Origin of the sequence: Lacipirellula sp., assembly GCF_965279485.1 — a bacterium.
In the GTDB taxonomy this organism is placed as follows: Bacteria; Planctomycetota; Planctomycetia; order Pirellulales; family Lacipirellulaceae; genus Lacipirellula.
Genome location: NZ_CBDIIC010000002.1, coordinates 3,787,132 through 3,801,682, shown reverse-complemented (window position 1 = coordinate 3,801,682; position 14,551 = coordinate 3,787,132). Strand labels below are relative to the sequence as shown.

General features: G+C 63.6%; 10 protein-coding genes. 3 read left to right on the top strand and 7 right to left on the bottom strand.

Annotated elements, in window-relative coordinates; all coding sequences use genetic code 11:
• Positions 1 to 23: 23 nt before the first annotated feature.
• The 7 genes from ACQY7R_RS22855 to ACQY7R_RS22825 form a co-directional block, all read right to left on the bottom strand.
• A complete protein-coding gene (locus ACQY7R_RS22855; RefSeq protein WP_428307864.1) occupies positions 24 to 689 on the bottom strand; it encodes a hypothetical protein in 666 nt (221 codons plus the stop codon).
• 130 nt (positions 690 to 819) lie between these two features.
• Positions 820 to 3,213, bottom strand: a complete 2,394-nt coding sequence (locus ACQY7R_RS22850) for a heavy metal translocating P-type ATPase (RefSeq protein ID WP_428307863.1) — start codon at positions 3,211 to 3,213, stop codon at positions 820 to 822.
• A gap of 22 nt (positions 3,214 to 3,235) precedes the next feature.
• Positions 3,236 to 5,080: a phosphoenolpyruvate carboxykinase (GTP) gene (locus ACQY7R_RS22845; RefSeq protein WP_428307862.1), complete on the bottom strand. Its 1,845-nt coding sequence runs from the start codon at positions 5,078 to 5,080 to the stop codon at positions 3,236 to 3,238.
• A 206-nt stretch (positions 5,081 to 5,286) separates the two neighbouring features.
• Complete coding sequence (locus ACQY7R_RS22840; RefSeq protein ID WP_428307861.1) at positions 5,287 to 5,748, bottom strand: type II toxin-antitoxin system VapC family toxin; 462 nt, start codon at positions 5,746 to 5,748, stop codon at positions 5,287 to 5,289.
• Positions 5,745 to 6,116 carry a hypothetical protein gene (locus ACQY7R_RS22835; protein WP_428307860.1) on the bottom strand — a complete coding sequence of 124 codons (372 nt, stop codon included), beginning with the start codon at positions 6,114 to 6,116 and terminating at the stop codon, positions 5,745 to 5,747. The genes ACQY7R_RS22840 and ACQY7R_RS22835 overlap by 4 nt, the downstream gene beginning before the upstream one ends.
• 29 nt (positions 6,117 to 6,145) lie before the next feature.
• Positions 6,146 to 7,924: a biosynthetic-type acetolactate synthase large subunit gene (gene ilvB, locus ACQY7R_RS22830; protein WP_428307859.1), complete on the bottom strand. Its 1,779-nt coding sequence runs from the start codon at positions 7,922 to 7,924 to the stop codon at positions 6,146 to 6,148.
• 261 nt (positions 7,925 to 8,185) lie between these two features.
• Complete coding sequence (locus ACQY7R_RS22825) at positions 8,186 to 8,404, bottom strand: hypothetical protein (RefSeq protein WP_152097190.1); 219 nt, start codon at positions 8,402 to 8,404, stop codon at positions 8,186 to 8,188.
• A 279-nt stretch (positions 8,405 to 8,683) separates the two neighbouring features.
• Here ACQY7R_RS22825 and ACQY7R_RS22820 point away from each other — a divergent pair, with 279 nt between their 5' ends.
• The 3 genes from ACQY7R_RS22820 (at position 8,684) to ACQY7R_RS22810 (ending at position 14,467) form a co-directional block, all read left to right on the top strand.
• Positions 8,684 to 9,499: a glycosyltransferase family 2 protein gene (locus tag ACQY7R_RS22820; protein WP_428307858.1), complete on the top strand. Its 816-nt coding sequence runs from the start codon at positions 8,684 to 8,686 to the stop codon at positions 9,497 to 9,499.
• A gap of 263 nt (positions 9,500 to 9,762) precedes the next feature.
• Positions 9,763 to 13,023: a transcription-repair coupling factor gene (gene mfd, locus ACQY7R_RS22815; RefSeq protein WP_428308914.1), complete on the top strand. Its 3,261-nt coding sequence runs from the start codon at positions 9,763 to 9,765 to the stop codon at positions 13,021 to 13,023.
• 118 nt (positions 13,024 to 13,141) lie between these two features.
• Positions 13,142 to 14,467, top strand: a complete 1,326-nt coding sequence (locus ACQY7R_RS22810) for a peptidylprolyl isomerase (protein ID WP_428307857.1) — start codon at positions 13,142 to 13,144, stop codon at positions 14,465 to 14,467.
• Positions 14,468 to 14,551: the final 84 nt, after the last annotated feature.

Genomic DNA, 14,551 nt, shown 5'->3' with positions numbered 1-14,551 from the left:
GAAAATGGCTCCGCCGACGCAAGCTACTCTTGCCAATGCCCCGGCATCCAGTGCCAACCGTCGACGCCCTCGACCCAGGCGCCGTTCACCCAAGTCGCGGCCGGCACGGCGGTCGCCACGTAGGCGCCGGGGATCCAGACCCAGGTCCCGCGCCACTCCCAATGCCCCGGCTGCCAGGTCATCGCGGTCGACGCTGCGGGAGCGGCGGGCACAATTTCCTCGTAGGCTTCGGGGACGGTCACCGGCTTCGCCACGACGACGCCTTGATTGGCCGCGGCCCAGTGAGCGTCTTCCCACACGTACTGGCCGTTCTGATGTTGCCAGTACCCCGGGGTCCAATACGCATTGCTAAACGGCGGCTGCACCCAGGCGCCTTGATTCCAGACCCATTGATCCGGCGTACGATCCCAGTGGCCCGCCACCCAAACGCCACCCGTCGAAGGCGCCGGAGTGATCACTTCCTGTTGCGGCGCTGGAACCGGAATGTACGTCGGCGAGACGACTACTGGCTCGATCACTGCGGGAGCGGCAACAACCGGCGTTTCAACCACGGTCGGCGCTTCCACGACGACCGGCGCCTCAACGACCGCAGGGGTTTCGACGACCACCTGAGCAATGGTATCCCCGCCAATGGCTGCGACGCTCACTGCCAGAATGCTCGCTACGAGACAATAAGAAGATCGTTTCATTGCTGCTCCCTCCCTGGTGAAATGCTGGGCGTCCAGACGAAACGTCCCTCCGCCACGGAGACCAATCTAATCGAGCCGGCTAGCGACGAAAACGGCAGTTAAACGATCGAGAGCTACTGCACAACGCATGCTACAACTCAATTCGCCGCAATCTTAGGGCGTTGGCAATCACCGACACCGAACTGAGGCTCATCGCCGCCGCGGCGATCATCGGACTCAGCAGCCAGCCGAAAACCGGATACAGCACGCCGGCGGCTAGCGGGACGCCGAGGCCGTTGTAGACGAACGCGAAGAACAGGTTCTGGCGAATGTTGCTCATCGTGTGCTCGCTCAGGCGGCGGGCACGGACGATACCTCGCAGATCGCCTTTCACGAGCGTGACGCCGGCGCTCTCCATGGCGACGTCGGTCCCGGTTCCCATCGCGATGCCGACGGCGGCGGCCACCAGGGCAGGGGCGTCGTTGACGCCGTCGCCCGCCATCGCCACGGTACGACCTTCGCTCTTGAGACGCCGCACCGCATCGACTTTTTGCTCGGGCAGCACTTCCGCTTCGACGCGCGTGATGCCGAGCTTCGCCGCGACCGCTTCAGCTGTCCCGCGGCTGTCGCCGGTGAGCATCACAATCTCAATCCCTTCGTCGCGCAGCATCTGCAAAGCTTCAGCCGTCGATTCTTTGATCGGATCAGCAACGCCGAGCAGCCCGGCCAACTGCCCATCGATGGCGACAAACATCACCGTCTGCCCCTCGCGACGACCGCACTCGGCAAGTTCTTGCACAGCATCGGTCGCTACATGCTCCGCCGTCATCAACAACGCATTGCCGACGGCGACGCGGCGACCGTCGACAACGGCGACGACGCCGCGACCCGTGGTCGATTGGAAGTCGCTCGCACTGGCCGCTTCGATACTGCGTTCCTCGGCACCGCGAATGATTGCCGCTGCTACCGGATGCTCGCTCCCGCGTTCCACGGAGACGGCCAAACGCAGCACGTCGGCGTCGCTCCAAGCCCCCTGCGGAGTCACTGCCACAAGCCGCGGTTTCCCCTCGGTCAGCGTACCGGTCTTGTCAACGACGAGTGCGTCGACTCCCTCCAGCGTCTGCAGCGCCTCGGCGTCTCGAACCAACACGCCGGCGCGAGCGCCGCGACCGACCGCGACCATGATCGACATCGGCGTCGCGAGCCCCAACGCACAGGGGCAGGCGATGATCAGCACCGCGACGGCATTCACCAACGCGTACGCGAGCCGAGGTTGCGGACCAATCGTCGCCCACGCGATGAACGTGACGACCGCCACGGCCAACACCGCCGGAACAAAGTAAGCGGCCACTTGATCGGCCAGCCGTTGAATCGGCGCGCGGCTTCGCTGGGCCTGGCCGACCATTTGAATAATCTGCGCGAGCATCGTCTCGGCGCCGACCCGCTCAGCGGTCATCACGAGCGAACCCGTACCGTTCACCGTCCCGCCGATGATGCGAGCGCCGCTCGCTTTTTCGACGGGAATCGGCTCGCCGGTGATCATCGACTCGTCGACGTAGCTTGAACCGTCGACAACGCTGCCGTCGACCGGCACTTTCTCGCCAGGACGAACGCGCAAGCGATCGCCAACAACCACCTCGTCGAGCGGTACATCCTGCTCGCTGCCATCGGCGCCAATGCGGCGAGCCTGCTTCGGCGCCAAATCGAGCAGCGCACGAATCGCAGCGCCCGTTTGATGGCGAGCCCGCAGTTCCAGCACTTGCCCCAGCAGCACGAGCGTGACGATCGTCGCCGCCGCTTCAAAGTAGAGCGCCGCTTCGCCGTGCATGCGAAACGACTCAGGAAACCATTGCGGCGCCAAGGCGGCGACGACGCTGTAAGCGTACGCCGTCCCCGTGCCGACGCCGATGAGCGTGAACATGTTGAGCGCGCGATTCTCGATTGATCGCCATGCCCGCACGAAGAACGGCCACCCTCCCCACAATACGACCGGCGTCGCAAGGGCGAGTTCCACCAGCGGCAACGTGCGAGCTGGAAACCACGCATGAAACTGCTCAACGAAAAACATCCGCGCCATGGCGAGCGCAACGAGCGGCACGGTCAGCGCCGCACAAATCCAGAACCGCCGCGTCATGTCGACAAGTTCAGCATTCGGCTCGTCGCTCGCGGCGACCATCATTGGCTCGAGCGCCATGCCGCAGAGCGGGCAATCGCCGGGGCCATCATTCACAATCTCCGGATGCATCGGGCAGGTATACAGCCCCGATGCCACCGCCCCAGGCGCTGGCTTTGGCTTGTCGCCGCCGTGATGGCAGCAACTGCCGTGGCCCGCTTCCGCGTTTGCTCGCGACGGATCGAGATACTTAGCCGGATCCGCGGTGAACTTCTCCAAACAACCGCGGCTGCAGAAGTAATAATTCTGCCCCGCGTGTTCCGCATGCAGCTTCGCCGTCGACGGATTGACGGTCATGCCGCAGACCGGATCGAGGGCCCTCGGTGGCTCGCTCGCTCCCGGTAGTGCGATGTCGTGGAGTTGATGATCCATCGTATTCGAGCGGGACGAAGCTCTAGCCCTTCGCCCACTTCTCCGGAATGCGGCAGAGCGAGGCGAGCAACAAATCTCGAATCGCGGTGAGATCGCGCGGCAGGCGATCGTACAGCTTGAAGAACAACTCGTTGTGTGAAGCGATCTCTTGGAACCACTCGTCGCGGTTCACGTGCATCGCTTCGTCGAACTGCGCCTTCGTGTAGTCGAGGCCGCGCCAGTCGATGTCGCTGTATTTCGGCGTCCACCCGAGCGGACCTTCGAACGCGCGAGCTTGGCCTTTCGCGCGGCGAACGATCCACTGCAAGATCCGCATGTTGTCGCCAAACCCGGGCCACAGATAGTTCCCCTCGGCGTCTTTGCGAAACCAGTTGACGATGAAAATCCGCGGCGGGTTCTGCAACTGCTGGCCGAAGCTGAGCCAATGGCTGAAGTAGTCGGCCATGTGATAGCCGCAGAACGGCAGCATCGCGAACGGATCGCGCCGCACCTGGCCAATCTTGCCAAAGGCGGCGGCCGTTTGCTCGGAGCCGATCGTCGCGGCGCCGTACACGCCGAACTGCCAGTTGAACGACTGCGTGATCAGCGGCTGCGTCGTCTGCCGGCGCCCGCCGAAGATAAACGCCGTGATCGGCACGCCGGCCGGATCGTTGTGGGCAGGGTCGGCCGACGGGCACTGGTCGAACGGCGCCGTGAACCGCGAGTTCGGATGCGAAGACTTTCCTTCGCTCTGCGGCGTCCAATCGTGTCCTTGCCAATCGATGGCATGCGCCGGCGGCTCGGCGGTCATCCCTTCCCACCAGACGTCGCCGTCGTCGGTGAGCGCGACGTTGGTGAAGATCGTGTTCTCGCGAATCGAGGCCATCGCGTTTGGATTGGTCTCTTCGTTCGTCCCCGGAGCGACGCCGAAGAAACCGGCCTCGGGATTGATGGCGTAGAGCCGGCCATCCTTTCCCGGCTTGATCCAGGCGATATCATCGCCGACCGTCGTCACTTCCCAGCCTTCTTGCTTGAAGTGCTTCGGCGGAATCAGCATCGCGAAGTTCGTCTTGCCGCAGGCGCTGGGGAATGCGGCGGCAACGTAGCTCTTCTCGCCGTCGGGGCTCTTCACGCCCGAGATCAGCATATGCTCGGCGAGCCACCCCTCGTCGCGAGCCATTACCGACGCGATCCGCAGTGCGAAGCATTTCTTACCGAGCAGCGCGTTGCCGCCGTAGCCCGAGCCGTAGCTCCAGATCGATCGCTCTTCAGGGAAGTGGACGATGTACTTGTTCTTCGGGTCGGCCTGGCAGGGCCACGCCACGTCCTGATCGCCCGGCTGCAACGGCGCGCCGACCGAGTGGAGGCACTTCACGAACTCCCCGTCGCCCAGCACCTCCAGCACGCGCCCGCCCATGCGGGTCATGATCCGCATGTTCGCCACGACGTACGGCGAGTCGGTCAGCTGCACGCCGATGTGCGCGATCGGCGAGCCAACCGGCCCCATGCTGAACGGAATGACGTACATCGTCCGCCCGCGCATGCAGCCGGCGAACTTCGGCGTCAGCAGCGCCTTCATCTCCGGCGGCGCCATCCAGTTATTAGTCGGCCCCGCATCGCCTTGATGCACCGAGCAGATGTAGGTGCGGTCTTCAACGCGGGCCACATCGCTCGGATGGCTGCGGGCGAGAAAGCTTTTCGGCCGCAACTTCGGATTGAGCCGAATCATCGTCCCGCTGGCGACCATCTCTTCGCAGAGGCGGTCGTACTCAGCCTGCGAACCGTCGCACCAGTAGATCTTCTCGGGCTGACAGAGGGCGGCGAACTCGTCGACCCACGCGAGCAGTTCGCGATTGGTCGTCGCGGGACGATTGACGGCAGCGGGCATGGTCGGTTTCCTTCCAGATGCATGCGGCGGGAGGGGGCGACCAATAGTTTAACGAAATCTGGAGTCGGCATCCCGACTTTTTGAACGGCGCATGCAAAGAAGCCGCTGAGCGCAGAGGGCAATTCGATTCGCGCACCAGTGAGGGCAACTCAGCGGCAAGCCCGCCGCTGCCGTTGAGCAAACGCCGTCCGGGAAGAACCGGGCGCCTAGGAAACAGCTGGCGGGAACGCTTGCGGATCTGTTGGAGTGAGAACCACGATCTCGCTGAAGCGTGCGAAGTCTTGAGCGTTAAACGTCAGTAGGTGAGTGACGCCATGACGCACCATCGCAGCAACGAGACGAGCGTCGTGAGCTTGTTTGCCGACCACTTCGTGGTGATTGACAAGCGCACGCCAAGCTTCGAAGAGCAGGTCGTCGTCTTGATACAGCGCGTGGAGGTCAAGCGCCGCGGTGATCTCCGTTTCCGCCCTCGCAGCGGAAAGGCCGAGACCGTTTACTTCGAGCGGACGAGTGGCGACTACCCAGAACTCATAGATCACCTGCGGGACGATTACGAGTTCATGGCCGTCCGCTCGAAGCTTAGTAATCGCATTACGAGCAACGCCATGCTGCGGATGTTCAGGCTGAACCGACCGCAACAAAAGATTGGCGTCGATGAGAATTCTCATTCGCCTCGACCCGCGTAGATGCTCTCGCGACTGTCATCCGCTACCGCCGTGACGTCGCGATTGCTGTCTACCCAGCGATTAAACGCCTCAATCCACTGGTCTCGATGCTGATACCTCGCAGGCCGCACCATTGATGGCGCAACTGCACTACCATCTGAGGCCTGATTGAGACGCGTCTCCAGCACGCTAACACGCTCGGCAGCGGCTGCGAGCTTTTGAACCTCTGCTTCGAGCCGCTCTGACAAGGCGTCTTGCTCCTGCTTGACCCTCTCCACGAAGCCTAGAGAGTCGAGCCACGCACGCAATTCCGATTTCTCTTGATCGGAAAGCCGCTCGATCGCCTGTTCGATTTCTTGAAGCGTGCTCATCAAGCCGAGCCCTCGTCAAAAGATCGTCGCTACTCTTTAATGAGATCCCGCACCGTCTTCCCGCCCGGGATCATCGGCAACACGTGCTCCTGATACGGAGCAGCCACGTCAAGCACGTACGGCCCGTCGTGAGCAATCATCTCTTCGATCGCCGCCGGCAGGTCGGACTTCTTGTCGACGTACGCGGCGCCGCAGCCGAAACCTTTGGCGATGCCGACGAAGTTGGGGTAGCGCTCGGCGTGGTTCAGCGAACCGATGCCGTCGCCTTGGCCCGACCACTCGGGGTTATCGATGGGGCCGAGGTACGTGTGGGCGCGGTTGCCTTGCATGAACCGGTCTTCCCACTGCACCACCATGCCGAGGTGCTGGTTGTTGAGCAGCAGCACCTTCACCGGCAGCTTTTCGCAGACGCAGGTGGCGAGTTCCTGGATGTTCATCAGGAAGCTGCCGTCGCCGTCGATGTCGAAGCAAAGGCGGCCCGGATTGGCAGCCTGAGCGCCCATCGCGGCGGGCAGGCCGAAGCCCATCGTGCCGAGGCCGCTGCTGCAGAGCCAACGACGCGGTTCGAGAAACTTGTAGAACTGCGCGGCCCACATTTGGTGCTGGCCGACGCCCACGGCGATGACCGGGTCCTTTTCGATCGTCATTTCCCACAGCGTGCGAATCGCGTGCTGCTGGAGAATGCCGGGGTACTGTTCGTTGTACTTGAACGGCTCGTCGTTCTTCCAACGCATGCACTGGTCGACCCATTCGGAGATATCTTCCGGGGCTTCGACGATCTTGTTCAGTTCGTCGAGGGCGAACTTCACGTCACTGCAGACCGGGATGTGGGCCGGCTTGTTCTTGTTGAGTTCAGAAGCGTCGATATCGACGTGGATGATCTTGCCATGCTTACAGAACTCTTCGACCTTGCCGGTGACGCGGTCGTCGAAGCGAACGCCCAGCGCGATCAACAGGTCTGCCTGATCAACGGCGTAGTTGGCGTAGATCGACCCGTGCATGCCGAGCATGTCGAGGCAGAGAGGATCGGTCGACGGATAGATGCCGAGGCCCATGACCGTCGTCGTGATCGGAATGCCGGTCTTGGCGACGAGCTTGCGGAGCGCCTCCTTCGCCTCGGCGGTGACAATGCCGCCGCCGGCGTAGATGATCGGCCGACGGGCCCGCTTGATCGCGGCCGCCATTTGGTTGATTTGCTCTGGCTTCGCCCGCGGCGACTCAACCTTGTAGCCGGGCAGGTTCAGCGGCTCGTGGTAGTTCGGCACGCACGTGTCCATCTGGACGTTCTTCGGCATGTCGATCAACACCGGACCGGGACGGCCGGTGGTGGCAATGATGAACGCCTCACGCACAACGCGGGCGAGGTCGTTCACGTCGGTCACCAAGTAGTGGTGCTTCGTGATGCCGCGACAGACTTCAACGATGGGCGTTTCTTGGAACGCATCGGTGCCGATGACGGCGGTCGGCACTTGGCCGGTAATCGCGATGAGCGGAATGCTATCGAGCTTCGCGTCAGCAATCGCGGTAACGAGGTTCGTCGCGCCGGGACCGCTGGTCGCCATACAGACGCCGACTTGGCCAGTGCTGCGGGCCCAACCTTGCGCGGCAAACGCGCCACCCTGCTCATGGCGAGGCAGAATCGTCCGCAACTTATCGCCGAAGCGCGTCAGGGCCTGATGCAGCGGCATGCTACAGCCGCCAGGGTACGCGAAGATCGTCTCGACCCCGTGATTAACCAGCGATTGCACCAAGATATCGGCGCCACTGACTAATTCTTCTTTCACGCGGGGTTTCTCGATCGTTGCCATCGTAGGCGCCTCAGGTCTTCAATAACGGGGATAGGACGGGGAGCGACCGCAGTGCTTGCCGCGGCAAAGTGCTCCGTAAACCTGTTTATGGTAAACGGATGGGGGGCCGGAAACAACCTTCCGGCCCTGGCGGCTAACGGCAACTCGGGGGATGCCGGGGCCGGAAAATCCCGCACCACGGGACTTTTCGGCGGTAGGGAAAGGGAGGCCGGCCGCCGGTAAAAGGTTCGGGGCAGGGGCTCCAGAGCGGCCCGACAGGGGCTAGCCGTTCACCCGGCGGGGAATCGTGAAGGAGTAGAGGACGACTACCGCTCCGCCGCCCATCAGGCTCCAGGGCGCCCAATCCGGCGGCACGACCACTTTCTGCTCCGCGGACGGAACGCCTTCCGGCTTCTTCAGAACGGCTCGTTCGACGGCCAACGCCTCGACTCCCAGCAGGCAGCTGTAAACGCCGAGCGCCAGAAACATTGAGCGAAACATTGGTGGGGACTCCATGCCGAGGGGAGGGGCCGCCGGCGGGACCAGAGGGGGTCCTAGATCCGCGGCTTCCATCAATTGATATCGGAAGGGAGTGCTAGCGTCCTGAACCCATGCCGCCTGCCTCCCCAGCGAGTTCTTCACCCTCAGAATCCGCTTACGCCGTCTGTACCGGTTCTCCGGTAACCAGTTGCCGGACAGCTCATATTGAGTCGCTGCTAGACAATCGGTAGCATCGCGACGCCTCGAACTCCCTCGTCTTCCGCCCCGCGAGACCGGCGCATGCCAGCCAAGCTAACCGTTCTACTCACCTGCAAGGATGAACGGTCGAACATCGGCCCCTGCCTCGACAGCGTCGCTGCGCTGGCCGACGAGATTCTGGTCGCTGACTCGGGCTCGACGGACGGCACGCTGGAGTATGCCCGCAGCCGTCCAGACTGCCGCGTCATCGAGCGCGAATACATCACGGCCGGCGATTTCAAGAACTGGGCGATTCCCCAAGCCAGCTGCGAGTGGGTGCTGATCATCGACGCCGACGAGCGCGTCTCGCCAGCGCTGGCCGCCGAGATACGCAAGTCAATCGACAGCAACCCCGACTGCGACGGCTACTGGCTCGGTCGAGCCAACCACCTGATGGGCCATCGCGTCCACTACACCGACTGGGCCCGCGATCAACTCGTGCGACTTTTTCGCCGCGATCAGGGCCGTTACGAAGGCCCCAGCGATCACGGCAACGTGAAAGTGCGGAGCGAACGCTGCGGCTCGCTCACCGCGTTGCTCGATCACTACACGCTCTGGTCGTGGGCGACCTATCTCCATAAGTTTGATCGCTACACCCGCGTGCAAGCGGAGCAGTGGTATGCTCGCGGCCGCCGCCCGAGCTACTTCCGCATGCTGTTCTCGCCGCCATTGCGATTCTTCCGCGACTACATCCTCCACCGCGGTTGCCTCGACGGCATGGTCGGGCTACAGATCTCGTGGATGAGCGCGTTCTACACGTTCATGAAGCAAGCTCGGCTGTGGGAACTCCACCACGGCCTACAGCAAAAGGACGTCGAACCCGAAGCGATTGCCAAAGCCGAACGCCGCGCCGCGTGAGCCGCGGGTCAACGACCCGCCGGAGCGGTGATCAAGAGACTTCACCACGAAGTCACCAAGGGCTCGAAGACGCACCAAGAATGCTCTCAAAAAAGTGCGCGTGACTTGGGCGATTTGCAAACGACTTCCTTCGTGAATACTTAGTACCTTCGAGCCTTCGTGGTTAATCTCTTAACGGCCAACCAACCGACGACTGCTCCGGCGGCTCGTTGAGCCGCGGCTACTCATCTCCCGCGTAGCCGCCTACAATCACCTCCGTGGCGATGGAAACTGCCGCGGGGGAACTCGCCGACGCCGCAGCGGCGTTGCGGGGGTTGCCCGCTCAACTCGAGACGCATCCCGACTTTTCCGAAGTCCTGACCAGCTTGGCCAACGGCCAGGCGGGGACGCTCGGCGGAGTCTGGGGGTCTTCTCGCGCGCTGGTCGCCGCGGCGCTCGCCCGCCGTTGTCCGCGGACGCTCACGGTCGTCCTGCCTCACGCGGCCGACGTTGATCAACTCGTTGACGACCTCGCCGTCTTCACCGACGCGGCCGCGGAAGCATTCCCCGCCACAGAAGCCGACGCCGGCAATCGCATTGTTCAGGACGAGAACTTCGGCCAGCGGCAACGGCTCATCAAACGGCTCGCTGCCGCCGACGCGCCGGCGATCGTCGTCACCTCGATCCAGTCGCTGCTGCAGCCGCTGCCGAGCGAGGAGCAACTCGACGCGGCCAACCATCGTATCGCCGTCGGCCAGCGGCTCGACCTCAATGCGTTCACTCACTGGCTCGCCGAACGAGGCTGCCAGGGAACGACCGCCGTGGAACTGCCGGGCGAGTTCTCGCTCCGCGGCGGCATCCTCGACGTCTTCCCGCCCGACGCCACCGATCCGCTGCGGATCGAGCTATTCGACGAAGAGGTCGAGTCGATCCGCACCTTCGACGTCGCCACGCAGCGAAGCCTCGCCAGCCTGCCGACCGCCGACGTCACCGTGCTCACGGCCGACGTGAAGCTCCGCACGCACTACGCCAGCTACCTGCCCGAAGGAAGTTGGTTCATGCTCGTCGAGCCGACCGACCTCGACGAGGAAGGGAAGCACTATCACCGCCGGCTCGAACATCCGGAAGAATACTTCGCCACGTCGGTGGCGATGGCCGAGCTGCTGAAGTTCCCGTCAGTCACCGCCGCGGGCGTGCCGGCCGGCTCGTACGAAACGACGGCCCACTTGCAGTTCGAATCGGTCGAGCAATTCAGCGGCGACGTCGCCCGCGTTCGCGGCGAGCTAGAATCGGCCTCGGTCGGACAGCACGTCTATCTCGTGTGCGATACCGACGCCGAGGTCGAACGCCTCGGCGAGGTATTCCGCGAGACGCGGCTCGCGCAAGACGGCCGGCTCCACTTCGCGCGAGGGCGGCTAAGCCATGGGTTTCGTGTTCTTCCGATGGGAAGCGGCGAGGGCTTGATCCTCGTCAGCGCCGCCGAGCTGTTCCATCGCACCGAACTCTCGCGTCCCTCGCAACGCCCCACCGGTCGCGCGATCGACAGCTTCTTGCAACTTCGCGAGGGCGACCTCGTCGTCCACCTCGCTCACGGCATCGGCCGCTACCGCGGGCTGAAGCTGCTCGACAAAGAAGCGGGCGCCGAGGAACATCTTGAGCTTGAGTATGCCGAAGGGACGCGAATCTTTGTCCCCACGAGCAAGATCGAGCTCGTGCAGAAATACGTCGGCGGTCGCAAGTCGAAGCCGATGCTCGCGAAGATCGGCGGCACGGCGTGGCTGCGGCACAAGAAGGCTGCCGAGCGGGCGGTCGAAGATCTCGCCGTCGACATGCTGCAGGTACAGGCGGCCCGCGAAGCGCGCCCAGGCATTTCGTTCCCGGCGGACACGCCTTGGCAGCAGGAGTTCGACGCCGCGTTCCCTTACCAGGAAACGCCCGACCAACTGACGGCCATCGCGGCGATCAAGCAAGATATGCAACTCGCCAAACCGATGGACCGCCTGCTCTGCGGCGACGTCGGATTCGGCAAAACCGAGATGGCGATCCGCGCCGCGTTTAAGGCGATCGACGCCGGCTATCAGGTCGCCGTGCTGGTGCCGACGACGATCCTCGCCGAGCAGCATCGCCGCACGTTCACCCAGCGGATGGCCGAGTTCCCGTTCCAAATCGGCGCCGTCTCGCGATTCTGCACCGCGAAGGAAGAACGCACGATTCTCAAGCAAACGGCCGAAGGGACGATCGATCTGCTCATCGGCACCCACCGGCTCGCCTCGGCCGACGTGCAGTTCCAGAACCTGGGGCTCGTGATCATCGATGAAGAGCAACGCTTCGGCGTCGCGGTGAAGGAGCGTCTCAAGGCTCTGCGCGCGAGCGTCGACGTGCTGACGATGACCGCCACGCCGATCCCGCGGACGCTCCACATGTCGCTCCTCGGCGTGCGGAGCATCTCGAACCTCGAGACGGCGCCGAAGGATCGTCTCGCTGTCGAAACACGGATCGCCCGCTTCGACGATACGCTGATCCGCCATGCGATCTTGAGAGAACTCAATCGCGGCGGGCAGGCCTACTTCGTTCACAACCGGATCCACGACATCCAGAAGGTCGCGCACGAACTCCAGCGGATCGTCCCCGAGGCGACCATCGGCATCGGCCATGGCCAGATGAATGAGACCGAGCTCGAAGAAGTGATGCTCGGCTTCGTGCGGCACGAGTTCGACATCTTGCTCGCGACGACGATCGTCGAGAGCGGCCTCGATATCCCCAACGCCAACACGATCTTCATCGACGACGCCGATCGCTACGGCCTGGCCGATCTCCACCAACTGCGGGGCAGGGTGGGGCGGTACAAACATCGGGCCTACTGCTACTTGCTCGTCGACCAAAAGAAGCACCTCTCGCCCGAAGCGGCGCGGCGGCTGCGAGCGATCGAGGAGTTCAGCCAGATGGGCGCCGGCTTCGCACTCGCCATGCGCGACCTTGAGCTCCGTGGCGCCGGCAACCTGCTCGGCACTCAGCAAAGCGGCCACATCGCGGCGGTCGGCTACGAGCTCTACTGCGCGTTGCTGGAAAAGGCAGTCCGCGAATTGAAGAAGCTGCCGCCGAAAGATTCGGTCGACGTCTCGATCGACCTGCCAGTCGCCGCCTACTTCCCCGAGCGGTACCTCCCCGACATGCGGACGAAGATCGACCTCTACCGCCGCCTAGCGCGGATCGGCTCGGAAGGCGAACTCGACGACCTCCACGCGGAGCTAGCCGACCGCTTTGGCGAAGTGCCGCCGCCGGTTGAGCAACTGGTCGAACTCGCCCGCCTGCGGATTTGGGCTCACCAGAACCTGCTCGAGGCGATCCACCTTGAGGGGAAGTACGCCGTTCTCACCTACACGAACCGCGGACCGCTTAACCGGCTGGTCGAGCGGAGCGGCGGCATGCTGCGAATCGCCGATACGCGTTCCGCGTACCTCGTGCTCGGCCCCGACGCCGACGATCCCGAGCGGGTGCTATCGCGGCTGAAATCTCTCTTGCAGCCAGACGGGGTCGCTCCCTAGAATCCCGCCGCCTTGGGCTCCCTAACGGAGCCGTGCAGCGATCCTGCGCGCGATTATCGACGCCTTTTCCGGCGGCGTTCGCGGCTTGTCGTCCATTGTTTGAACTGAGAACAGCTTCGTGTCGCGACGAACTCTCATCTTGATCGGCGGTTGCCTGACGGCCATGTTCTTGCCGTTGGCGGCGTTCGCTCAATCGCCGTTCGACGCGCCGCCGGTGCCTGGCGCCATGCCAGCCGGCCCCTCGTCGCCGAGCGCCTCGGCCGTTCGCGGCGTCCAAGACAACGTCGATCCGATGAAGAGCCCAGCGATGCCCGCTGGCGCGGCGGGCGTGCCGGCCGCAACCTTCGTCGCCCCCAGCCAACCCTCGATGGCGACGACCGAAGCCCTCGGTCCGCCAATCATTCCCACCGACGCCCAGCCAATCACCGGCAGCGAAATCGTCGCGCGCGTCGAAGATCAGGTGATCCTCGCCAGCGACGTGCTGTGGCAAGTCCACCGGCTGATCGACACGGCCGAGAAGTCGAAGAACATGAAGGTGCCGCCCGAGCAGCGGCCCCAGGTCGAGCGTCTCTATCTGGAAAAGATGGTGACGAACCTGATCGACACGAAGCTGCTGTTCGCCGACTTCCGCCGCACGCTGCCGCCGGAGCAACTTGCCCACGTCGAGAAGACGCTGGCCGAGCCGTTCGAAGCGAACGAGATCCCGAAGCTCTACGAAACCTACGGCGTGAAGGACCGCGTGCAATTGAACGCGGCGCTCGCGCTGCATGGGTCGTCCGTTAAAGACGTTCAGCGGCAGTACGTCGAGAAGATGGTCGCCGGCGAATGGCTGCGGCAGCGGATGCCAAAGTTGAAGGTCGTGACCCATGAGGAAATGCTGGCGTACTATCAGGACCACTTGAAGGAGTACGAGTATCCCGGTTCGATCAAGTGGGAAGAGCTGATGGTCCGCTTCGACCGCTGCGGCGGCGACCGAGACAAGGCGTGGCAGCAGCTCACCGCCATGGGGAACGAAGTCTGGGCGATCGTGAAGATCACGCCCGGCCTGCGGGGTCCCGTCTTTGCTAACGTAGCGAAGACGAAGTCGCACGGGTTTACGGCCTCCGATGGCGGCCTACAGGAAACGTCTCCCGGCTCGCTGATGTGCGAGGATCTGAACACGGCGCTCGAAACGCTCGACTTGGGCCGGATGAGCGAAGGGATCGAAAGCCCGCAAGGCTTCCACATCGTCCGCGTGCTGGAACGCAAGCCGCCCGGGCGAACGCCGTTCACCGAAGCCCAGGCCAAGATTCGCGAACTCCTCGAAGCAGAGCAAAAGGAAGTCCTCGTCGCCGAGGAACTCGTCAAGCTCCGCAAGACGGCCCGCGTCTGGACGATCTTCCACGGCGACCTCAACGGGCCGCGGCTAACCGAACTGCTCGACAACAAGCCGCAGAGGCGTTGAGCGGGGTTAAGGCGCCGGGGAATACAGCTGCCCCCGTGTTCCCATGCGGGTTCTCCTCGTTCCCACGCTTCGCGTGGGAACGGA

Excerpts from the sequence above, each read along its gene's own strand:
- ACQY7R_RS22855 (WP_428307864.1), bottom strand. The coding sequence starts at position 689 with ATGAAACGATCTTCTTATTGTCTCGTAGCGAGCATTCTGGCAGTGAGC.
- ACQY7R_RS22850 (WP_428307863.1), bottom strand. The coding sequence starts at position 3,213 with ATGGATCATCAACTCCACGACATCGCACTACCGGGAGCGAGCGAGCCA.
- ACQY7R_RS22845 (WP_428307862.1), bottom strand. The coding sequence starts at position 5,080 with ATGCCCGCTGCCGTCAATCGTCCCGCGACGACCAATCGCGAACTGCTC.
- ACQY7R_RS22840 (WP_428307861.1), bottom strand. The coding sequence starts at position 5,748 with ATGAGAATTCTCATCGACGCCAATCTTTTGTTGCGGTCGGTTCAGCCT.
- ACQY7R_RS22835 (WP_428307860.1), bottom strand. The coding sequence starts at position 6,116 with ATGAGCACGCTTCAAGAAATCGAACAGGCGATCGAGCGGCTTTCCGAT.
- ilvB (WP_428307859.1), bottom strand. The coding sequence starts at position 7,924 with ATGGCAACGATCGAGAAACCCCGCGTGAAAGAAGAATTAGTCAGTGGC.
- ACQY7R_RS22825 (WP_152097190.1), bottom strand. The coding sequence starts at position 8,404 with ATGTTTCGCTCAATGTTTCTGGCGCTCGGCGTTTACAGCTGCCTGCTG.
- ACQY7R_RS22820 (WP_428307858.1), top strand. The coding sequence starts at position 8,684 with ATGCCAGCCAAGCTAACCGTTCTACTCACCTGCAAGGATGAACGGTCG.
- mfd (WP_428308914.1), top strand. The coding sequence starts at position 9,763 with ATGGAAACTGCCGCGGGGGAACTCGCCGACGCCGCAGCGGCGTTGCGG.